This window comes from Dictyobacter kobayashii (assembly GCF_003967555.1).
In the GTDB taxonomy this organism is placed as follows: domain Bacteria; phylum Chloroflexota; class Ktedonobacteria; order Ktedonobacterales; family Ktedonobacteraceae; genus Dictyobacter; species Dictyobacter kobayashii.
This window is the reverse complement of record NZ_BIFS01000002.1, coordinates 1371829-1394445: the sequence shown is the minus strand read 5'-3', so window position 1 is coordinate 1394445 and position 22617 is coordinate 1371829. Positions and strand designations below refer to the sequence as shown.

The following is a 22617-nucleotide window of genomic DNA, read 5'->3' as shown; positions in this document are numbered from 1 at the left end:
AGGATTCCTCTTTATGACGCTCGATGCAATAGCGACCGGCATAGAGCCGGTCGCGACACTGCACCTTACAGGCAGTGTCGCTTTGACTCCCGGTGATCATCGCATTGCAGACCCAACAACGTTTCTCCGTATAGACCATGGTGCTCTTTTTCCGCACGCCATGAGCAACATCCAGGGATCCAGCCGATGGCTCCTCGCAGCAGCATAGTTTCTATTCCACCAGCGGACCCGGCATCGCCACTAGTGGCATCACCTGCTACTACAAATTTAACAATGTCGCCAACTGTGGCGTCTCCCCCTATTGGGGTGCTGATCCAGGCCTGGCGGGCAAAGAGAAGGAATCCCTGAACTTTGGGATTGATGGCAAACTGCTCTCAGCGCAGACCTGGAACTACCTGACGATGTGTCCTCCTCCTGGGGTGGGCCATAGTGCGGGAGCGGCAGGTTTGCCCTCTGATGTGGGCAAGCAGTACATGACCAGCCAGTTAGATCGCAACAACCCGGTGGTGGTCTGTGATCCACGGGTCACGCAAACGGATCAGTATCAGGTGGATGGGGTGACCGACCAGTATGGGTATCAGAGCAATAGCAATGTGGTCCATAAAACGACCACCTCTAGCTATGATGGCGATAACCAGGGGTCGAGCGACGTCAACGGCTATGACTATGGCAATGTGAACCAGGTGGATGTCACGGCCAATGATGTCAATGGCAATCATTATATCTCGAAATCCACCTATTACCCCAACGATAACCCGCTGAGTTCGGTCTACCTGACCAACCTCCCGGCCTTGACCAAGACGCAGAGTGCGTCTGGGACGCAGTATGGATGTCACGCTACCTTCTATGGGGGCAATAGCGCCTTTACGACCGCCCCTTCCTTGCCGGATGTGACACGCACTGAAGACCATACCGGTTATAGTGATCCCAGCAATAGCTGTAACGCACCCGGGCCAATGGTGGTCAATCAGGCGACCTATGATGCGTCTGGAATGCCAGTAGCCACGCTTGACCCTGATAGTCATAAAGGCTGTACCAATGGGGCGTCTCAATATACGGCCTGCGCGAGCTATGATGGCTTTGGCACCCATCTGACCAAGGCGTACAATGCCAAGAATCAGCTGGTGCAGGCAGACTACAATAGCACGGCAGCTGGGGGCTATGGGCAGTGGCTGATGGCCACCAAAGATGCCAATGGCCAGAGCACCGCCTATCAGTATGATGTGCTGGGACGGCTGACGGCAGTCGCGGCTCCTGATGATACGCTGACCAGTCCCACGACGACTTACACCTACAAGAATACCTGTAGCCAGGGTTCAACAGCACCGTGCCTGGAACTGGACACGACCACGCGCATCGTGAGCGGCGGCACGCAAACCGTGACCACCCAGCAGTGGTACGATGGACAGGGGCGCCTGATTGAGACCAAAGCACCCGGTCCCAATCTGTGGTCGAAAGTGCCCAAGATTTCTTCAACGCTGATTACCTACACCATCTATGACTATGACTCTACTGGACGCGCCAGGATAACAAAAAGCCTGCCGTATGCTATCTCGGCGCTCTCGGGGACTGGCTATATCGCGCCCAATTTGGCGCAGGCGCGTACCGTGACCATCTACGATGGCCTGGGTCGTCCTCTGGGCAGTGTGACCTATCAGGATACCTCGACCATTGTGCTCTCGACCAGTGTCTCCTACCAGGTCGCCAATGCCTTGCCCGGCTTTACCAAGGAGCAGTCAACGACCCCGTTTGAACGCACCATCACCGTGGATGCCTACAACCACCAGCAGGTCAGCTATACTGATGCGCTGGGACGGCATCGCTACGACCAGGTCTTTACTGGAACCAATCCCTATACGGTGGTGCGCACGATCCAGTACAACCGGGACACGGTGGGCAATCTGGTGTCGACCAATACCTTTGATGCTACCTCCACCATCGTGGCGTCCCAAAGCGCTACCTATGACGGCGTTGGTCGCAAGGTGGGGATGAACGATAGTGACTTGGGCAATAACTGGGTTTACAGCTATGATGGCGATGGCAATGTGCTCAGTCAGACGGACCCACGTGGACAGAGCACCTATGTCAGCTATGACGTGCTCAATCGTTCGCTGTGTAAAGGCACCACGTCGGCCTCGGTTAATCCCTGTAGCAGCAGTGCCTATGCCACCTTCTTCTACGATAGCTATGACAATAGCAGCAACACTGGCGTGGCCTTCCCCTCGGGGTGTGCGGCACCGACCGGTTCGTTCGCCTCGGATCCCATTGGAAACGAGACGGCTGACACGTTTCGCTCGACGGCTGGCAGCGGCTGGCGCTGTTCTGGGTATGACGAACGGGGACGCCCCGATCAAAGTGGCCTCTCGGTGACGGCCGATGGCACGACGACGACGCAAATGGTCAACGCATCCTACAACGATATGGGGCAACTGACCACGCTGAACTATCCCGATGGAGAACTGGTGACCTCGCAGTATGATAGCAACGACTATCTGCGTTCCGCCTACTTTGGTGGTGCTGGTGTCACCAATCCAGTCACCTTCCTGGTCGGGCAAGTCAGCTACACCAACGCCGGACAGTTCTCAGGCATGGCCTTTGGCGGTACCGCTGTTCCGACGAGTGGGCCAACGCCGGTTTTCTCCACGAGCCTGTCCTATGATGGCATCAGCGCCCGCTGACCAGCACAGCCACCCGTTCTGGCACGACCTTCTGGAGCCAGACGCGCACATATGACAATGTCGGCAATGTCATCAACCTGAACACCACAGTTCCCACCACCACCAATGGCACCAAGACCGACAGCCAGTCCTTCTGTTACGATGATCTCAACCGATTGGTGTGGTCCGGCAATACAGGCACGCCCACCGGGGGCAATCATTGTGGTCTGGCTCCCAACGGCAGCACAGTGGGCACCTATCAGCAATACTACAGCTATGACGCCTTGGATCGCTTAACCAATGGACCTTCTGGCAGCGAAACCTATGGCACCTTCCCAACGCATGGTGCAGTCACGCTGGGTAACATCCCCAACCAGTATGCCAGCTATGATGCGATGGGCAATATAACCTGCCGCAACGTCGATACCACCTCGGGTCACAGTTGTGATGCCGCACAGAGCGGAGCCATCATGACCTACGACAACGAGGGTCGTCTCGATACCTGGGCCGCGCCCAGTGGGACCACGGCCAGCGATCAATACCTGTATGACAATTCGGGTCAACGAGTGCTGCAACGAGCCAGCAACACCGTCGGAAGCACGACCACGACGAGTGACACTATCTCCTTCGATGGCTTTACAGATGTCACCATCACTGGCGGCACCACTTCGACTACCAAGTACTACAGTGCAGGTGGACAAAAAGTGGCAATGCGCCAGGATGGCACTTTCTCCTATCTGATGCCTGACTTCCTGGGCAGCAACAGCATTGCCTTGCGATCTGATGGCTCGGTGCAAGCGGTGCAACTCTTCTCACCCTTTGGGGCAACTCGTTATAGTGACGGCACCATGCTTTCGCCCTTCAACTTTACGGGCCAGCGTCTCGATACCCAGACGGGCTTGCTCTACTGTAGGATAGGGAACTGGCGCGTTACTGCATAGCAGCACGTTTCCCGTCCCCTTCCTCCGAACCGGACGTGAGAGTTTCCAACTCATCCGGCTCTCCATTCGTGTCTTCTTCTCAATCGTTCTGCCTGCTCTTTATCCATCGTGGATAGCAGCATGGCAGGGTTGGCAAACGATCAGGGTTTTCCTTCTTCTTTTTAGCATCATCTGCGCCCACTCCGGTCGGACTTGTCCCATCCTTCTCAGATCGTCCAGTTTGCGGACCTGATGAACGACGCACTGATCATCTTTGATCTGGCAGAGTTCACAGGTGCCCGTCATGAGCCTTCGTATCACCTCCTTTTGCTCATAGCGGATGGTGGGCGGTTGTTGATCGACGAGCATTGCGTGTATGTTTCGCCTCAGAGGAATGGCTCCAAACCGTGCGACCAGCGGTGGTTTCCCTCCTTTTTGTGCCAGGGTTGCCTCGAAACCCTTCATGGGTCCATATGGGGTTTCAATATGGGTTTGGAACCGCTTGACCATGGCACGAGTTGTGCTGTGATACTTCGCTGCCAGCGTGTGTGTCAAGGATTGTTGGACCGCCCAACGGTACCGGTGCAGCCAGGACACATTCACCGCCAGCAGATAGTACTGGACAAATCCCCGATATTCCGCTTGAAAAGTATTCAAGATGGTATAATCAGAGCGGGAAGCCAGCGAGAAGCGTCGGAGTGGTTTTCCTCCTCGTTGGTACAGCGCAAGCTTTTTCTTCACCACATCCATGGGAACGCGAAGAGCGATATGTCCATTGACCCGCCGTCGCCCGTCTGCGGAGAGTTTCTCGTTGCAGTATTGGGCCTGGATGTCATAGCTCAAGAAGCGAGCCGCTTGCCTGTGGGCATGCGTGATCAAGGTCTTTTCCTGGGATAATTCTAGCTTGAGTTCGTCTTGCAGGTATTTCCCCAGGTCCTGCTTGATCTGTTCTGCTTCCTTGCGCGATCCGACAAATCCGAGTAGCATATCATCTGCATAGCGGATATACCGCAGGCGCCGGTACGTAGGATCAAACGGATCCTTCGTTGGGAGTTGTTGGGCTTTGCGCAGGTAGGCAAGAGCCTGGCGGTGCTCCCCATTTTGGCGTGCCCTGGCGCGTTTCTTGATGAAAGATTGATACACCGGATTATGTTGGCGGACCGTCCCTCGCGTGTAGCGTGGGATCAGATGGGTTTCCATGAAGTGGTCGAGTTGGTTCAGGTAGATATTGCTGAGTATGGGTGAAACAATGCCACCCTGTGGTGCTCCACTTAGCGTGGTGTGATAGCGCCAGTCCTCAAGGTATCCGGCCTGAAGCAGCTGTTTGATTAAGCGCAGAAAGCGTGGGTCATGGATTCTTTCAGCCAGTATTTTCAAAAGAACTGTATGATCGAGTCGATCGAAACAGGCGGTGATATCGCCTTCGATGAACCAGTGTACGCCTTTCCAGGTCTGCTGAATCTGGCTGAGAACGGTATGACATCCACGTTGGGGGCGAAAACCATGGGAGGCATCGCTGAATTGTGGCTCATAATAGGCTTCTAAAAGGCTGCGAATCACCTCTTGCAGAAGCTTATCCGTCCAGGTGGGCAAGCCGAGTTGCCGCATTTTCCCGTTCTTTTTGGGCACCTCCTTTCGACGAACGGGTGTCCAGCGGTAGCGTTCATGGCGCAGATCCTCGATGATCTGTTCGATTGTGGCGAGCGACATCGCGTCGGCTGTCTCGGGTGTCGAGCCGGGAGTCATCGCGCCAGCATTGGCGTAAATGCGTCCGTACGCTCTCACGTAGAGCCACGGATTGTAGAGTTGGCGGTAGAGATCATCTACCGGTTTGCCTCGTTTGCCTCGATCTTGAAGCATACCAAGAACAGTGTCGGAAGAACGCATATCTCATGCTCCTTTCTGTCTCGTGGTATATACACTCCTTACACCCCTTCCCCCTTTGCGGAATGGACCCGCATCTTGTGGTGAGTACTATGGGTGTTCCGTCACCCTAGATCTTTGCTCAAGATCCGTAGGTGATCCCGCGTTCCGGTGACCTGATACGTATCGAGCACAGGGTAGGTCGCCTTTTCATTCCCTTATCATGGCTCAGTGCCAAACGTCTCTCGCGTGGAAGTTAGATTGGTCCATTATAAAAACCGATCTACGCGTGAGCATCGAGGTCCAGATGTTGTATCGATGGGAGACCGCGTCCTCCTTCTGGGAATTGGGCTTCAGGCAATCCAGCTTTGACCATACTGTGCGGATCTTGCACCGCCTGCTCCTAAACATCTTCAAAGCATCAGTGCGTTTCACGCATGCTTTTGTCCCCTCTGCCTTTCGCCTTCAGGTAAGCGTGATGATCCAAGAATGTTCCTCCAAATTCTTCCCGATTGCATCGGGGATATCAGGCCGCGTCCCGCGGCGCACATAACGCGCGGTATTATGATGCCACGAGCGGCCGTTTTACCAGCGCTGATAGCGTTGAAACCAATGGTACTGGTCTAGATCCTTTTGCGTATGTCAAGGGTAATCCTGAGACATTTGTCGATCCAACGGGTCATGGAAGATGTAACGCTGATGGTGATTGTGTAGGAGTGCCTGGTCCTGGAACACCTGGGCAACCAACACCTGGGCAGGGATCGCCACCACCTGGTGTCAATGGCGGAGATGATGCCTGCCATAATATGGCTCTGTGTGGATCTGGCGGCAGTGATGGTTCTGGAGGAGGTAGCCCACCAACAACTGGAGGAGGCTCGTCTTGCGGTGGTTGTATGTTTCGTACTCCATCAACACCAACAACAAATAGTCACAATGATAAGCAGACGACCTGTGACAAGGTTTGTATGCAAGAAAAAGAAGCTGTTAGACAGTATCTACAGGGTCGAATTGCTGCTGGCAACATTGGTATTGATTGGGTGACTTTGTTTCTTGATTCTGTATCTCTTGTTGGAGATATTGCGGTAGATAACGTTGGTTTTTTTATCTTAGATGCAGTAAGTTTCATTGCCCATGGCCTGCATTTATTGAGGGATATAGAACTAAGTAAGGGAGGTACATTGCCCTCATGGATTACTGGTATTACTACTATATTTGAAGTACTTGCGGGTGTGGCAAATACCATTAAAGCTATTGCCCAATTTGGTTTTGGGTTGGGTCCGCTGATGAAGGAATTTAGTCAAGGTGTTACAAAGGGGATAGCTTATCTTGGAGCTAATATGGGAGTATCGATCGCCAACGCAGGAATTAGTTTTGTCACAGGAGCCAATGATTATTATAGTCAGGATTTAGCTGATCTTGACACTGGTACTCCATCATGGATTCATGAAAGATGCACCTCATTTGGTCTCGCAATTTGTAAATAAGGAGATATCTCATTTGGATTGAACCATTTAGATATCCAGCTTCAGTTGTTCATAGGAATCTTTGAAAATAGGAATTGTGTAAGGTCAACTGTCATTAGCCGAGGAGCTTATACTCTCCGGCGCCTCCTTGTCATGAATTTTCATACATTTTATCGATTATCTAGAATAAAAGGAGTAGAATAACTGAAGGATAATTTGACTCATGAATTATCGTAACGATAATTTTTTGAAGCAGATGTTAGGATCATTGTCAAAAATAGTAATTACTTGTTAATGTAAGGATTATCTTGCATTTGAAGAAACAGGAGTGTGGAATGAACAAGAACAAATATATTCTAAAAATAACAAGTTTGTTTATACTTTCTCTCTTTTTAGCAATGGCTATTTCTTTTGTGCTTTCAACTTATCATTTATTATTTTTTGCCTGGTACATGGGTTTCTTTCTAGCTTTAGCTACGTTGCTATTGAATATTTTCGATGTCTATGCAGAAATACATAAAAATAATGCAGATCAAAAGACTGTTCGGCCTATAATAAGTTCAGCATTCAAAAATAATGGCTCATTTATGACATATTTAATCTTGTTTTCTGCGCTTGCTGTTTTTAAATATGGAGGTGCTTCTAATACTCTTCCCTTTTGTTTGTTTGTTGGTGTGACTTTAACTTTTCCGATTTTCACTATCATCGTGAAAATTTTGGCCTCGATCTCACTCATATAGGTTGTCAGGTTATTCCTACGATCCAGTACAACCGGGATACCGTAGGCAATATGGTGTCGACGAACACCTTTGATGCCACCTCCACGATCGTTGCGTCCCAGCATACCTCCTATGACGGCGTTGGTCGCAAGGTGGGGATGAACGATAGTGACTCCGGCAATAACTGGGTCTATAGTTATGATGGTGATAACAATCTGCTCAGCCAGACGGACCCACGCGGCCAGAGCACCTATGTCAGCTATGACGTGCTCAATCGCCCGCTCTGCAAAGGCACCACGTCGGCCTCGGTCAATCCCTGTAGCAGCAGTGCCTATGCGACCTTCTTCTATGATAGCTATGACACTAGCAGCAACACTGGCGTGGCCTTCCCCTTGGGGTGTGCGGCACCCACTGGTTCGTTTGCTTCGGATCCGATTGGAACAGAGACGGCGGATACGTTCCGCTCAACCGCCGGGAGCGGCTGGCGCTGTAGTGGCTATAACGAGCGAGGACGCCCCGATCAAAATAGTCTCTCGGTGACGGCCGATGGCACCACGACCACGCAGACCGTCAATGCATCCTATAATGATGCAGGGCAAGTGACCACGCTGAACTATCCGGATGGCGAACTGGTCACCTCGCAATATGACAGCAATGACTATTTGCGCTCGGCCTACTTTGGCGGTGCTGGTGTCACTGATCCGGTCACGTTCCTGGTGGGTCAAGTCAGCTACACGAACGCTGGACAGCTTGCTGGCATGGCCTTTGGCGGCACGGGTTTCACAACCAGTGTGCCAACGCCGACGTTCTCGACGAGCCTCTCTTACGACGGCATTCAGCGGCCATTGACCAGTACGGCAACGCGTTCCGGCACGACGTTCTGGAGCCAGACGCGCACCTACGACAACGTGGGCAACGTCATCAACCTGAACACGACGGTTCCCACCACCACCAATGGCACCAAGACCGATAGCCAATCGTTCTGTTACGATGATCTCAACCGTCTGGTGTGGTCCGGCAATACCGGGACACCGACGGGTGGCAATCATTGTGGCCTGGCCCCCAATGGCACGACGGTGAGTGCCTATCAGCAATCCTACAGCTATGACGATCTCGATCGCTTAACCAACGGACCCTCTGGCAGCGAAACCTATGGTACCTTTCCGACCCATGGCGCGGTCACGCTGGGCAACGTACCCAACCAGTATGCCAGCTATGATGCGATGGGCAACATGACCTGCCGCAACGTTGATACGACCTCGGGTCACGGCTGTGATGCCGCTCAAAGTGGTGCCATCATGACCTACGACAACGAGGGCCGTCTCGCCACCTGGGTCGCGCCCAACGGCACCGTGGCCAGCGATCAGTTCCTCTATGACAACTCAGGGCAGCGTGTGCTGCAACGAGCCAGCAACACGGTTGGAAGCACGACGACCACCAGCGACACCATCTCCTTCGATGGTTACACGGATGTGACCATCACCGGCGGCACCACTTCGACCACCAAGTACTACAGTGCAGGTGGTCAAAAGGTAGCGATGCGCCAGGATGGCACCTTCTCCTACCTGCTGCCGGATTTCCTAGGGAGCACTAGCATCGCATTGCGGTCGGATGGCTCGGTGCAAGCCGTGCAACTCTTCTCACCCTTTGGGGCAACTCGGTACAGTGACGGCACTATGGTCACGCCGTTCAACTTCACTGGACAGCGCCTCGACACCCAGACTGGTTTGCTCTACTATAATGCACGCTATTATGATGCTACGAGCGGTCGATTTATTAGTGCTGATGATGTCGAGGCCAACGATTCAGGATTAGATCCTTATGCCTATGTTAGAGGAAATCCCGAGTTGTTCACCGATCCTAGTGGTCATATGCTGCCAGAAGGTGAAGGTCGCCCTCCTGCGCAGTGGGAAGGATATAGTGGTGATGCAGGTTGCCTTGGTGAGCCGTGTGATAATTTAGATCTTACTACACTAAACGAACAAACCCAATCTGAGATAGAGGCTCAGCAAGCAGCTAATGATGAGCAACAAGCTATTGTACAAGCAGAACAAGCCTTGCCATACGATCCGCCCGAAGGGTCACCAGAAGCGCGAAATAGTATTACCGAACACGTCATTGCGGCGGGGCTTCAGGTTCTTGCTCAGCGCCCTCATTTACAGTACTATAGTACGTCTATTACTGGAACTGATTCTCAGCCTATCCTTCAGGCAGCTAGAAATGTAACTGACGCGCATAACGCTCTATTAGATAGGCCTGATATTCAAAGGAGAATTGCGAATGATCCGGATGCGAGCATTCCTACTTATGGTCAAGCGATAATCTTTGGGCCAGATGGTTGGATGTTACCATCTAATGTAATTACTGGTACCAATGAAAATATGCATGCTGAGGAGCAGTTATTTTACTGGGCTAAGGGTATGTTACGTAAATTTGCTCAGTCTGGCCAGTCTTATACCGTCAATTATATTATAGACCAAGCTCCATGTTACAAATGCGTACCAAAGATACCAGGTTGGAGAAAAGGTTTATCAAACATTAAAGGGGCGCACGTCACCTCGATCTATTGGTACCTTAGCCCTGATGGAGTATTGCGACAGTACTAAGATTGACGTTATACTCATTTAGAGTTGAGGGATAAAATATAAGGTAAGCTGTATGTAGAAAGAGATATCTTTTTTTGCAAACGGCTTGCCTGTTCATTGCCTTTAGCTTGCGTTTTAACCATGAGGAACCAGGCGAAAGCAGAGAGTGGCAATCACCAAAAGCAGAAATTGGAGGGAAATGCAGAGTTTAAGCGGCTTTTTTCACGGCGGGATAGCGTGTGGCATGGCCAGAAAGCCTGCCTTTGGGTCGTCCGGGTGATCGTCCGCAAGGTTTCGGTAGGTTTGCAAGCACTGGGAGATGCCTCAGAAGTGACGGAAACGCGCGACGCACGCGATAGGGAGTCAATTTCCTTTCAACCAACGGCTTTTCCCAAGGCAAGCGGTGATCAGCCACAAAGGGTCGAGCCAAGCGCAGTTGGGTATATGCGAGTACGACCAACCAGGTCCATCGATCGGCTTGCTCGGGATGGTGCACTCGTGGCAATGTCCAATTAAGATACTGTTTGGCAAAGCGAAACGTGTGTTCCAGCAGAAAGCGAGCAACATAGGCGCGCCAGACCAAGGGTAAAAGAGGCTGTTCCGGAGCATGCCACCATAACCACAATTGTTTGGGAACACGTGTCTGTTTGGGAAGTTGAGCAACTTCAACAAGGATCAATGTTCCCCGCATGATTGGTCGTGGACCGCGGGTACCACGTTTGGGGTGGTTTTGAGGGATCGCATGGAGATGGTGCCAGGCACGTACCCGAACACGGCCATACTGGGAATCCTCAGTCACATATTCCTGGTTGGGTTTGAGCCAGGTAGTGGGATCAGCGCACGCAAATTTGTGCCCATGCCGTGGAGGGCGTCCCGTAGAAGCTGCTTCGGAGGGATCAGCATAAAAGCAACGTCCGGATCGCAGTCGCGTGAGAGCAGCGGCATGCAGTGAACCCCAAGCCAGGGCGAGTTGCCCCGGCTCATAGCCCGCATCGAAAACAAAAATGGGCAACGGGGCAACCTCTGGAGTGTCTTGCAACAGTTCTTTGATTTGTCCTACGGCTAATTGATTGATGTTGTCACCAGGTTTGAGACGACAGACCTTGCGTGGGGCCGTCCAACTGTCATGAGCAAAGCTTACCTGAGCAATCCAATGGTACGCCCAACCCGCCACAATGGGTTGTCCCGCTGAATGGCGAGACAGATGATGATAAAAGGCGCGCTCGGGGCTGGTTTCGGCATCACAACGAGCCCACACGCTTGCATCAACTGCGTAGATAGCTTCATCTGCTTCGAGTAGATGCTGCGCCAATAACCTTTCGATGGACTGCCCATCAATTTGACCCTCGACCAGAGCATCGTAGACACTGCCCCACCCACGCTGAAAACTGGAGGCCAAGCTCAGGTGGGCAGGAGAAAGCGTGGGGCCAGTGGTCAACAAGGCATCGGTGAGGCCGAAGAGCGCATCGCGACGCCGCGTGAAGAGTTGATACATCTGCTGACGAAAGCTTGTCAGCGATTCCAGGGAAGAGATATTCATCTCTCTAGTATCGCACATATCACTTGTTTTGTCAGGTTTTATTGGCTTGTTTGATCTCGCTGGTTAAAACGCAAGCTTATATAAATATAATAAAATAGCACATAATATTGATTTGTTTGAGCGAATTGGAAGGGGCAACTGCGATGGCTAATTCAGAGCATCTACAGTTCTTTAGTGATCCACAGCAGTGGGAGGCATGGCGCTTGCGATTTCCAGACCTTGTGCCAGATTTAAGTGCGAGCGATGTATCTTCGTTTGATCACCTGGATGGTAGAAAAGTACAGCGTGTCAATTGGTCGGAGGCCGATTTGAGTTATATGGATTTGAGAGATGCGAACTTTGATAAAGGCAGTTTCACTCATGCATTCCTCAATTCTGCACAACTGTGCAATGCCTCTTTTGTGTTTGCTGACATGCATCACGTGGACCTTTCATTTGGACGTTGTCGTCGAGTGAACATGTCTCATACTAACCTGCAGGAAGCATGGTTGGTGAAAGCAAAAATGGAGTATGCGCAGTTGCGGGTTGCCGATATGCGCAAGGCATGTCTACGGAGAGCTGACTTACGTTTCGCAGATTTGCAAAAGGCTATACTAGCAGGTGCACGAGCATGTGAAGTTGTGCTTGTTGGTGCCAATGTTGCTGAGGCAGATTTCACCGATGTTGACTTAAAAGGAGCAGATATCCGAAGAGTTAATATTCTAGAAACGCAAAGTGGCAACGATCTTACCCGGATACACCTGAGCCAGACAAATCTGAACGAGCTGGATTTACGTGGAGCATGCATGCGTGATATGGATTTACGGCACGTCTATTTCCAGCGTACTGATTTACGGGGGGCTGACCTTCGGGGAGCTAACCTGACTGGAGCCATCTTCGATCAGACGATGATCGCTGGTGCCCTTCTTGATGGAGCTATTCTCGATTGGGATACAATAACACGATCTGATGATCTCTTGACATTGCATACAAGGCTAGACGGATGGTGGCAGGTACAGCCAAGCCAGCGCTGGCGAGACATTCAGAAGTGGGATAATGTATAAGCAGATCATCTGTATTTCTCTTTTATGTGCCCTCCAGGTGAGGAACATCGCGGTATTTTTGAGTATGTATGAAGGAGTAGCCTTGATGGCCAATCCAGCACATCTCCGTTTGTTTTTTGAGCCTGAGCGTTGGGATATATGGCGTCAACAAAACTTAGATATCATGCCAGATCTCAGTAAGGCTGATCTCTCTGGCGGAGAAATATGGACTGATGCATTACAATATGTGGATGCTTCAGGTTCAACGTTTCATTATATGAACCTTGTTGGTGCCAATTTTGATGGAGCACTCTTAGTTGGTGCTTCCCTCAGCACTGCTATCTTAATTGAAGCGTCTTTTATTGAAGCTGATTTGCGAGGTGCCGATCTGTTTGCAGGAATGGGTAGTGGTGTTGACATGAGTGCGGCCAATTTGCAAGGAGCATTTCTGGTGAGTGTCTCTATGAATGATGCGAAGTTGTGTGGTGCGGATTTACGAAAGGCGACAGTCCGCAAAGCCACACTTGAACGTTCAGACTTTCGAGGTGCCAACCTTGCAGGAATCCATGCGAGTGAATGTGCTATCTATGATGCCAATGTTGCTGATGCTGATTTGACTGGAGCTGATTTTAGATGGGCTACGTTATCGAGGACGAACCTCTTGGAGGCTCGTAACGGCCATGATCTGATGCATCTTAGACTTCGTGGCTCATCGCTACGTGAGACGAATCTGCGTGGAGCGTTGATGAGAAATATGGATCTACGGAATGTGTTTTTCGAAAAAGCGGATTTACGAGGAGCCGATCTTCGAGGAGCTGATCTTACGAAGGCTTTCTTTGACCATACAATGGTGGCCGATACCTTGTTTGATGGAGCGCTTGTGGATTGGGACCGAGTAACGCGATCGCATGACCTCTTGACTTCAAATGAAGGACCAGATTGGGACGCTTGGAAGACATGGGAGGATGAGGAGGAGGATGATGAATTGTGAGTATGCACTGCTGAATGTGTTTTTTTCTCTGATGTGGCACGGGAATAGTATGCCATAAATAAAAGTAGAAATGGTACCACGGAGAGTACCTATCAGCAGTCCTATAGCTATGATGCCCTGGATCGCTTAACCAACGGACCATCTGGCAGCGAGATCTATGGTACCTTCCCGACGCATGGTGCAACTACGCTGGGCACCGTGCCTAACCAGTATGCCAGCTACGATGCTATGGGGAACATGACCTGTCGCAACGTCGATACGACCTCGGGTCACGGCTGTGATGCTGCCCAGAGTGGGGCGATCATGACCTACGACAACGAGGGCCGTCTCGCCACCTGGGTGGCTCCTAATGGGACGGTAGCCAGCGATCAGTTCCTCTATGACAATTCGGGTCAACGAGTGCTGCAGCGAGCCAGCAACACCGTCGGAAGCACGACCACGACGAGTGACACTATCTCCTTCGATGGCTTTACAGATGTCACCATCACTGGCGGCACCACTTCGACTACCAAGTACTACAGTGCAGGTGGACAAAAAGTGGCAATGCGCCAGGATGGCACCTTTTCCTATCTCATGCCTGACTTCCTGGGGAGCAACAGCATCGCGTTACGCTCTGATGGTTCGGTGCAAGCGGTGCAACTTTTCTCGCCCTTTGGGGCAACTCGCTACAGTGACGGTACCATGCTTTCGCCGTTCAACTTCACGGGCCAGCGTCTCGATACCCAGACGGGCTTGCTCTACTATAACGCGCGGTATTATGATGCTTCGAGTGGCCGTTTTACCAGTGCAGATACGGTGGAAACCAATGCGTCTGGTCTGGATCCCTTCGCATATGTCAAAGGCAATCCGGAAACGTTCGCTGACCCCACAGGTCATGGCAGATGTAACACGGACGGTGATTGTACATATGGGTCTGGCCCCCCACCGGCACCTACTGGTGATACTGGGACGTATAGTGGCACGACACCTCCTGGTGTTGGTGGAGATGATGCCTGTCACAATATGGCATTGTGTGGTCCAGGCGGGAGTGATGGGCTTGGAGGAGGTTCACCGACAACGGGAGAAGATAGTCAACCAACACCTGGAGGCAGCACGCAGTGTCATGGTGGTTGTAATGCTGAGACTTTGCCAACCAGAACAGATAGTTCAAGTAACCTTCAAAATACTTGTGATAAGGGTTGTCAGGCACGTAAGGCACTCTTAGCCCTTTGGGATAAGAGAGATAAGCAAGCTGCATTAGCGATCGATGTCTTTCAAGTAGGAATGGATGTTGCTGCAGCGTTTCTTGAAGCAACTTTACCTAGCCCTGTGGGTGGCTTGGGCGTTATTCTGCAACTACTTGGCAGCTTACTTCCCCATCTTGTACACCTGGGAATCGACTTGTTTGCATATAAGTATGGAAATGTCCCAATTTGGATGGAACAAATGCAGGTTTTGGCTGACCAGTTTGCTGTAGCTGCTAATATTGTTAATGCAGGGTTGGGCCTTATTTCTTTGGGGCTTTTAGATTTTGCTGAAGGAGGAGTCGCGGCATTAAAATTAATGGTACAAAAATCGCTAGCTCCTATGGTTGGATCTCTCCTTACCGCTGCAATGAGCGGCTCCACTGAATCTACGGATGAACGGCAACTGTTGAGATTGCAGATGGGTCAAAACAATGATGCCTGGGCAATTCAAGAGTGCCATGCTGAAGGAGCTTGTTAACGATTTGATGTGATATAGGGCAAAGGAGTTGAAGAGGTTACCAATATTGGTAACCTCTTCAACTCCTTTTTCGCACGTGATACAATTGATTTCTTGTCATGAGGAATGGAGCTAAAACTATGCTTACAGGATTGAATATATGTTTGGCCATTTTGTATGTGGTGATGAGCTGCTTATCTTTTTACATAGAAATAGTAAAATGGAAGCGTCGGAAACAGGTAGGTGATAAAGAAATTTGGTATGAGGAATGGAATATAAGAGCTATTGCATTTCCTATTTGGGCTGCAGCCATGTGTTATTTATTATCTTTTATAGATTTTGCGTATCGTCCTTTGTCAAGGAACTGCATGGAGACAACATTGGTGCTGGGATTTATTTACGGTTCGCTGTATGTATTTTTTAACTTGCGGAGAGTGATTAATGGAAGAATAAAAAATGAGCACGACGGTTCCCACCACCACCCATGGGACCAAGACCGATAGCCAATCGCTCTGCTATGATGACCTCAACCGCCTGGTGTGGTCCGGCAACACCGGGACACCGGACTGGCGGCAATCATTGTGGCCTGACCCCTAATGGCACAACGGTGAGCGCCTATCAGCAATCCTACAGTTATGACGCCCTGGATCGTTTAACCAACGGACCTTCTGGCAGCGAGACCTATGGCACCTTCCCGGCACACGGAGCGGTTACACTGGGCAACGTTCCCAACCAGTATGCCAGCTATGATGCTATGGGCAACATGACCTGCCGCAACGTCGATACGACCTCGGGTCACGGCTGTGATGCCGCGCAGAGTGGTGCCATCATGACCTACGACAACGAGGGCCGTCTCGATACCTGGGTGGCGCCCAACGGCACCGTGGCCAGCGATCAATACCTGTATGACAATTCGGGTCAACGGGTGCTGCAACGAGCCAGCAACACGGTAGGAAGCACGACCACCACCAGCGACACCATCTCCTTTGATGGTATTACAGATGTGACGATTACTGGCGGCACCACTTCGACCACCAAATACTACAGCGTTGGTGGACAACGGGTGGCGATGCGCCAGGATGGCACCTTTTCCTATCTCATGCCTGACTTCCTGGGGAGCAACAGCATCGCGTTACGCTCTGATGGTTCGGTGCAAGCGGTTCAACTCTTCTCGCCCTTTGGGGCGACCCGGTACAGTGATGGTACCATGCTTTCGCCGTTCAACTTCACTGGACAGCGCCTTGATACCCAGACGGGCTTGCTCTACTATAACGCACGGTATTATGATGCCACAAGCGGACGTTTTACCAGTGCAGATACAGTAGAAACCAACGCTGCTGGCCTGGATCCCTTTGCGTATGTCAAAGGCAATCCCGAGACGTTCGCTGACCCAACAGGGCATGGCAGATGTAACACGGATGGCGATTGTACGTATGGGTCTGGTCCACCACCACCACCTTCTGATCCTTCACCACCTCCTGGCGTCAGTGGCGTTGATGATGCCTGCCATGATATGTCTGTGTGTGGTTCGGGAGGTAATCCTCCGCCAGCACCACCAACATCGACTCCACCATCTACAAGTAGTGGAGGTAGTGGGTATTCATGTGGAAGTGGTACTCATGTGCAAGGAGGTGCATGTGTCGCTAACCCTGACCATACGCAAGCGAGAAATCAAGTAAGGAATGATAAGGTGGCTCCTAAAATTTATGAAGCTATGGGACTCATAGCTGCAGGAGGCCTTGCGTTACTATTGATGGATTTCTTGTCATTCAAATACGATATAGAGGAAGCGGAATTTCCACGTGCTATATCAGTGCTAATAGATGCGCTCAGTATTCTTGGTGAGGTCGCGAATGCTGCATCCAGTGTTAATCCAGGCTTTACTGCAATATCAAGTGCCCTCCAGGCAACTGTCCATACCATCTTAACCTCTACCTATGGTGTGCTTAGCACGTACAAGGCTGTTATGGCTGGTGCAGTATGGCTTAAAGGAGCCCTGCAACTTGGGCTGTCATTCATAGGTTTTACTGCAGGTGGTTTACCTGGTGCGACATTAGATCTTGCAGCTAAACTTGGTAAGACGGCATTGATCTATGGTGGAAGAGCACTTGGCCATAGTCTAATGACGTATGGAGGTGTTATGCTAGCTGATGCTCAACATCAACAAGCTATGGATGTAAATGACTGGTGTACACAATACGGTCAAGGAGCGTGTTCTGGTGTGTAGAGAGGCCCTTTGTAGTTAGTTATGCTAAGTAATTTATACTACCTTTGCTGGACATGTGCCTTTATTGAGGGTTTCTGCCTTTTTGGCTGATGATATTTAGCCGAAGGATAGAGGAGATGTTTAACTAATGCTAATAGAGCATGTTATGCCAAAATCGCATGACATGCTCTGTACAAAGCCAATTCAAGGGATGATCATTTCTTTGAAGCTGAGTTCGGGCTGATCTAATTAGCTGGAGAACTCGGGTTGTATGAGAAATATTTCACGGAGAGAAGACATAGCTAAGTAATCTGCCCAATAAGTGGAGGAGTTATGCTATCTCAAATGTAATCTGAAAAGATTCCGTATATTGCTTTTTGGCAAGGAGAGTTTTTATGGAACCAAGGCAGGAAGTCGAATTTCCTAGGAGCATGTATCAATTGGCAGAACAACATCATGTTGGTCAGCCTCTTGCTCTCTATAATCTGAATCTACAATGGAAGCGTTATCTTAGTTTGATTAATTATTTTTCATTGATTGCCATGTCCTGTGCTATATTATTTATCCTCGTTGTAGCTTCTATTTTTTTCTATCAAGTGATTAAACATCAGATTTTGGATGTCCAATTCGGACTTATAATGATCCTCTTTGGCACTTTTATGTGCTTTGTCGGTTGTGCTTTTCTTATATATATTAGGCATATATATAAGTATTGGAGTCCTCAATATGTCCTTATTTGTGCAGAAGGATTTTTAGTAGTTTCTCCAAAAAAGGTGACGGTGGTTTACTGGAATGAAGTAAGAGGATTGGTAAAAGTGCCTGGAATTGGCAAAAGAAAGAATTACATGCTTTATCGCATACACCAAAATTCACTCACGTTGAGTAATATTTATGAGGAATTTGATGGCTTGATTGACCTCATCAAACAACATATACCGCAACAATTGTAACTGGCAAAATTTCGCGCCGTAATTTCTTGACGAATTATACCTTTTGGCGTTCTGGAACTCACTCGTACTTGGATGTTTCTAAGATAACGAAGCTAGCGTAAGAATAGATAGAATAAATTCCTACATTCAGCGGCCATTGACCAATCGTTCTGTTACGATGACCTCAACAGCCTGGTGTGGTCTGGTAATACCGGGACTCCAACGGGTGGCAATCATTGTGGTCTGACCCCCAACGGCCCACGGTCGGCACCTATCAGCAATCCTATAGCTATGATGCCCTGGATCGCTTGACCAACGGACCGTCTGGCAGTGAAACCTATGGCACCTTCCCGGCACACGGCGCAGTCACGCTGGGCAACGTTCCCAACCAGTATGCCAGCTATGATGCCATGGGCAACATGACCTGCCGCAATGTCGATACCACCTCGGGTCACGGCTGTGATGCCGCTCAAAGTGGGGCCATCATGACCTACGACAACGAGGGCCGTCTCGCTACCTGGGTAGCTCCCAATGGCACCGTGGCCAGCGACCACTTCCTCTACGATAATACAGGACAACGCGTACTGCAGAGTGCCAGCAACACGGTAGGAAGCACGACCACCACCAGCGATACCATCTCCTTTGATGGCTACACGGATGTGACCATCACCGGCAGTACCACCTCGACCACCAAATACTACAGTGCTGGTGGACAACGAGTGGCGATGCGACAGGATGGCACCTTCTCGTATCTGCTGCCTGATTTCTTGGGCAGCAATAGCATCGCGTTACGCTCTGATGGCTCGGTGCAAGCCGTGCAACTCTTCTCGCCCTTTGGCTCAACTCGCTACAGCGACGGCACCATGCTTTCGCCCTTCAACTTCACCGGCCAGCGTCTCGATACCCAAACCGGCTTGCTCTACTATAATGCGCGATATTATGATGCTTCGAGTGGCCGTTTTACCAGTGCAGATACGGTAGAAACCAATGATCGTGGGCTGGATCCCTATACCTATGTAGGAGAAAACCCCGAGACTGCAACAGATCCCACAGGTCATGCTCATATCGGGCCTGATGGTGGTGATAATCAAACCTCAATCACTTCTCCAGATGGCGTAACCAATGTCAGTACCGTGACTAACTTTGGTACACCAGTCGATTATACCTATTTTCCGGGTGCTACAGAACCATCTTTTGTTACATATCCTCAATGGTTTAATGATGCTATTTCAAAAATATCGTGTGGTTTTACTTGTGATCACCCGAGAACTGCCGATGCTCTTGCAGAAGGAGTGGTTACGACTGGTACTATCATACTCGATTCTGTTCTTGCTACAATAGCTGCTACCGACGAGAATGAGGGTCTTGCAGGGCAAGATGAACAAGCGGCGATGTCAGAATTCCCAGAAGCTGGTAAGGCGTATGGGGATATTTGGTCAAGTATTGCTGATAGTTCATGTGGCGGCGGGTTGAGTTTTGCATACACTACTAAAGTCGCGACAGAGTTTGGATCTCAATCTATTGGAACACTAAAACCTGGTGAAAAAGTCTGGGCGTACAATCAGAAGACGAAAAAGATGGAGCTTGAGCCCATCAAACACGTCTGGATTAACCATGATGATGACCTTGTTGATCTGACTTTAACCTCCTCGGTTTCTTCTACAAAAGGAAAAGCAACTCATCAGGTTAGTGAAACTCTACATACTAACAAAAAACACCCTTTTCTCACTGTTGAGAAAGGCTTCTTGCAGGTTGGTCAATTACGCCTTGGCATGCATGTCATCAAGGCAGATGGTAGTATTGGTGAGGTAACTGGCTGGAAAAGTGTATCTGGCATTCAAGTGATGTATAACTTGGAAGTCACGCAAGATCATACTTATACAGTTGGAAATGAGCAATGGATTGTTCATAATGCCAAATGTTATGATGTTGTTCCTTATAGACCTAAAAATCCACCATTGGAGAATCATCATGGCATTATGGATGCATGGGCAGTAGAAAATATTCCTTCATATGTCGGTAGGAATAAAGAGAATCCAACAGTTGCATTGACAAAGTCTCAGCATGCTGCTACACAAGCAGCGTTCAGAGAGTGGCTTTTTAACAGAACTGGAAAGCCTGTTGGTGGAAAAACTGATTGGCAAAATGTTTCTCCCCGAGAAATATTTGACTTATCTGAACGCATGTTTGATGCGGCTGGAGTGCCTCATGATGTACGATATGAGTATTACATGAGTTTTTACCGATACATCTATCGATAGAGGAGGTCTTGATGGACATCGATACTTTAGTCAATAAAATTCGTGCGACACCGAGTTGCCAGGTCTATGATCCTATAGGATTTCCAGCGTTAGGGCCGAATCATGTTTTACCGGAAGATTTAAAACAGTTTTATACGATTTGTGGAGGTGTAAGCCTATTCGATGCACAAGATTATTCATTGCTTATCGTGCCCCCTACACGTTGTGTGCTTGCTAATCCGGTTATTGTGGGCTCAATCTTCGAGGACGACATAACTGCTACCTGGTATATTATTGGTGATGATGGTAATGGTGATTATTTAACCATTGATTTTAGCAAAGAAAGGCTAGGAATGTGTTACGATAGTTTCCATGAAATACATGGATTACGTGGGAATTGCCCAGTGATAGCTAGATCTTTTACAGACCTTCTTTCACGTCTCTATGATAATGGGGGACAGTATTGGTATTGGTTACAGTCAGACTTTGTATCTCTAGGTGATGCATATGATGTGTAATTTGTGTAGTATGTGAGCGTTAAAATCAATAGCGCTCACATACTAGTGTATTGTGTTTTACAAGGCAACAGCTAATAGAAAGCGAATTGTTAAATTCATCCTAGGGTCTCTGTCCTTGCGGGTGAAACCAGAGTTTCATTTCAGGTTTCCCGCAAGGATGCGAAGTCGAAGATGTTGGCGATTTTTGAAACCATAGCTCCGGCGCATCATCATCTTCGTCCGATTGTTTTTTCCTTCCATAAAGCCATTAGAAATACGGAACGCAAAAAAGGCCAGAATTTCTTCCCTCCAGCGCCCAAAGGCTGAAAGAATGTGTCTTACTCCCAGCAGCATGGGAACGGTGGAGCAAGCCTGGTCAACATGCCGACGCTCGCTGAGAGCGCGATGAAGGCCTCGGAGCTTTCTGGCAAGCCCTCGTGATCGCGACACAGACGGCGCCAGCGCGTGATCCAGGCGAAGCTGCGCTCGATGACCCAGCGCCGAGGGAGAGGATGAAAGCCTTTGGGAAACAACTGATCCCAATCGACGTTCTCTCCTTCGAGCACTAAGATGCCGCGTTTGGGTTCACGGAGCGCCTTGACCGTCTGCATGATCCAGCCCAGGTGTACCTTGAGCCAGGTAATGAAGTGGCCGCCATAGTGACTGTCTCCCCACACCAGCAGCATGCGGGGAAAGCGTGTTTTCAGTGACAAGAGCAAGGGCTGGCTTCCTTGCTGATCGGACCAATCGGCTCCGGTCACTTTGATGCCCATGAGATTGCCCAAGCTATCGACGAGGGCGTGACGTTTGCGCCCCCAGATTTTTTTTCCCCGCATCGTAGCCCTTGTTGGACCCGCGAACGGCACTGGTTTTGATGGATTGGCTATCAATCACCGCCGCAGACGGCTGAGGGTCATGCCCCTGTTGCGTGCGCATCTGCCCGCGCAAAGCATCGAGCACCTGAGTCCACACGCCTTGTTGTCGCCAGAGACGAAAATAATGGTACACCGTCTGCCAGGCGGGAAAGTCATGGGGCAACGACCGCCACGGGCAGCCGCTACGCAAGACGTAGAGGATGGCATCCACAATGGTGCGCCGTTCGTGAAGCGAAAAGGCGGCGTCCGGTTTGATCGCTGGGATCAAGGGTTCCAAGAGTTTCCATTGCTCATCAGTGAGATTGGAGGGATACGCTCGATACAGCCGTGTCTTAAGCATGGCAACCTGCTCCTTTCCCGTCACTCTGCCGTACGTTGTGCTTCTTTCCTGTATCATCCCACAGGATCATCCATCCTCCAAACTCGT

Annotated in this window: 19 protein-coding genes and 1 pseudogene; 14 read left to right on the top strand and 6 right to left on the bottom strand. The window is 50.1% G+C overall.

What is annotated here, in order from left to right:
- Window positions 1–446 precede the first annotated feature (446 nt).
- Window positions 447–2678, top strand: a complete 2232-nt coding sequence (locus EL645_RS32675; protein ID WP_161977882.1) for an RHS repeat protein — start codon at window positions 447–449, stop codon at window positions 2676–2678.
- Here the strand turns inward: EL645_RS32675 and EL645_RS32670 are convergent.
- Window positions 2654–2878 (bottom strand): hypothetical protein, encoded by a 225-nt coding sequence (locus EL645_RS32670; protein WP_126556650.1) that lies wholly within the window; start codon window positions 2876–2878, stop codon window positions 2654–2656. The two genes, EL645_RS32675 and EL645_RS32670, sit on opposite strands and share 25 nt — an antisense overlap.
- A gap of 27 nt (window positions 2879–2905) precedes the next feature.
- On the opposite strand from EL645_RS32670, the gene EL645_RS32665 reads away from it, so the two are divergent.
- Complete coding sequence (locus tag EL645_RS32665; RefSeq protein ID WP_126556649.1) at window positions 2906–3598, top strand: RHS repeat-associated core domain-containing protein; 693 nt, start codon at window positions 2906–2908, stop codon at window positions 3596–3598.
- 99 nt (window positions 3599–3697) lie between these two features.
- Here EL645_RS32665 and EL645_RS32660 read toward each other — a convergent pair whose 3' ends face one another.
- Window positions 3698–5464 (bottom strand): reverse transcriptase/maturase family protein, encoded by a 1767-nt coding sequence (locus EL645_RS32660; RefSeq protein WP_126556620.1) that lies wholly within the window; start codon window positions 5462–5464, stop codon window positions 3698–3700.
- A gap of 488 nt (window positions 5465–5952) precedes the next feature.
- Here EL645_RS32660 and EL645_RS45975 point away from each other — a divergent pair.
- The 4 genes and pseudogenes from EL645_RS45975 to EL645_RS32645 form a co-directional block, all read left to right on the top strand.
- Window positions 5953–6111, top strand: a pseudogene (locus EL645_RS45975) (RHS repeat-associated core domain-containing protein); the annotation flags it as partial.
- Between the two features lie 45 nt (window positions 6112–6156).
- Window positions 6157–6924: a hypothetical protein gene (locus EL645_RS32655; protein WP_246035652.1), complete on the top strand. Its 768-nt coding sequence runs from the start codon at window positions 6157–6159 to the stop codon at window positions 6922–6924.
- A 293-nt stretch (window positions 6925–7217) separates the two neighbouring features.
- Window positions 7218–7643, top strand: coding sequence for a hypothetical protein (locus EL645_RS32650; RefSeq protein ID WP_126556647.1), 426 nt, complete (start codon window positions 7218–7220; stop codon window positions 7641–7643).
- A 50-nt stretch (window positions 7644–7693) separates the two neighbouring features.
- Window positions 7694–10228, top strand: coding sequence for an RHS repeat-associated core domain-containing protein (locus tag EL645_RS32645; protein ID WP_126556646.1), 2535 nt, complete (start codon window positions 7694–7696; stop codon window positions 10226–10228).
- Between the two features lie 187 nt (window positions 10229–10415).
- Here the strand turns inward: EL645_RS32645 and EL645_RS32640 are convergent, their stop codons facing one another.
- A complete protein-coding gene (locus tag EL645_RS32640) occupies window positions 10416–11747 on the bottom strand; it encodes an NF041680 family putative transposase (RefSeq protein WP_136625333.1) in 1332 nt (443 codons plus the stop codon).
- Between the two features lie 143 nt (window positions 11748–11890).
- On the opposite strand from EL645_RS32640, the gene EL645_RS32635 reads away from it, so the two are divergent.
- The 8 genes from EL645_RS32635 to EL645_RS32600 all read left to right on the top strand — a co-directional run bounded on the left by EL645_RS32635 (window position 11891) and on the right by EL645_RS32600 (window position 21336).
- A complete protein-coding gene (locus EL645_RS32635) occupies window positions 11891–12790 on the top strand; it encodes a pentapeptide repeat-containing protein (RefSeq protein ID WP_126556644.1) in 900 nt (299 codons plus the stop codon).
- Complete coding sequence (locus EL645_RS32630; RefSeq protein WP_126556643.1) at window positions 12783–13760, top strand: pentapeptide repeat-containing protein; 978 nt, start codon at window positions 12783–12785, stop codon at window positions 13758–13760. The genes EL645_RS32635 and EL645_RS32630 overlap by 8 nt, the downstream gene beginning before the upstream one ends.
- A 54-nt stretch (window positions 13761–13814) precedes the next feature.
- On the top strand, window positions 13815–15464 hold the full coding sequence (locus tag EL645_RS32625) for an RHS repeat-associated core domain-containing protein (RefSeq protein ID WP_503827032.1): 1650 nt from the start codon (window positions 13815–13817) through the stop codon (window positions 15462–15464).
- Window positions 15465–15583: 119 nt separating this feature from the next.
- Complete coding sequence (locus tag EL645_RS32620; RefSeq protein ID WP_126556641.1) at window positions 15584–15946, top strand: hypothetical protein; 363 nt, start codon at window positions 15584–15586, stop codon at window positions 15944–15946.
- The gene (locus EL645_RS32615) at window positions 15928–17670 is read left to right on the top strand and encodes an RHS repeat-associated core domain-containing protein (RefSeq protein WP_126556640.1); all 1743 of its coding nucleotides are present in this window, start codon (window positions 15928–15930) and stop codon (window positions 17668–17670) included. The genes EL645_RS32620 and EL645_RS32615 overlap by 19 nt, the downstream gene beginning before the upstream one ends.
- A gap of 374 nt (window positions 17671–18044) precedes the next feature.
- Complete coding sequence (locus EL645_RS32610) at window positions 18045–18599, top strand: hypothetical protein (RefSeq protein WP_126556639.1); 555 nt, start codon at window positions 18045–18047, stop codon at window positions 18597–18599.
- A gap of 215 nt (window positions 18600–18814) precedes the next feature.
- The gene (locus EL645_RS32605) at window positions 18815–20839 is read left to right on the top strand and encodes an RHS repeat-associated core domain-containing protein (RefSeq protein WP_126556638.1); all 2025 of its coding nucleotides are present in this window, start codon (window positions 18815–18817) and stop codon (window positions 20837–20839) included.
- Window positions 20840–20850: 11 nt separating this feature from the next.
- Window positions 20851–21336, top strand: a complete 486-nt coding sequence (locus tag EL645_RS32600) for an SMI1/KNR4 family protein (protein WP_218032165.1) — start codon at window positions 20851–20853, stop codon at window positions 21334–21336.
- A gap of 135 nt (window positions 21337–21471) precedes the next feature.
- Here the strand turns inward: EL645_RS32600 and EL645_RS45970 are convergent, their stop codons facing one another.
- From EL645_RS45970 to EL645_RS41705, 3 genes are read right to left on the bottom strand one after another with little or no spacing between them, the layout of a single operon-like run.
- Window positions 21472–21669 (bottom strand): transposase, encoded by a 198-nt coding sequence (locus EL645_RS45970; protein WP_126556636.1) that lies wholly within the window; start codon window positions 21667–21669, stop codon window positions 21472–21474.
- Window positions 21654–22151, bottom strand: coding sequence for a transposase (locus EL645_RS41710; protein WP_218032164.1), 498 nt, complete (start codon window positions 22149–22151; stop codon window positions 21654–21656). Before EL645_RS41710 ends, EL645_RS45970 begins: the two co-directional genes overlap by 16 nt.
- Window positions 22102–22530 (bottom strand): IS5 family transposase, encoded by a 429-nt coding sequence (locus EL645_RS41705; RefSeq protein ID WP_218032163.1) that lies wholly within the window; start codon window positions 22528–22530, stop codon window positions 22102–22104. Before EL645_RS41705 ends, EL645_RS41710 begins: the two co-directional genes overlap by 50 nt.
- Window positions 22531–22617: the final 87 nt, after the last annotated feature.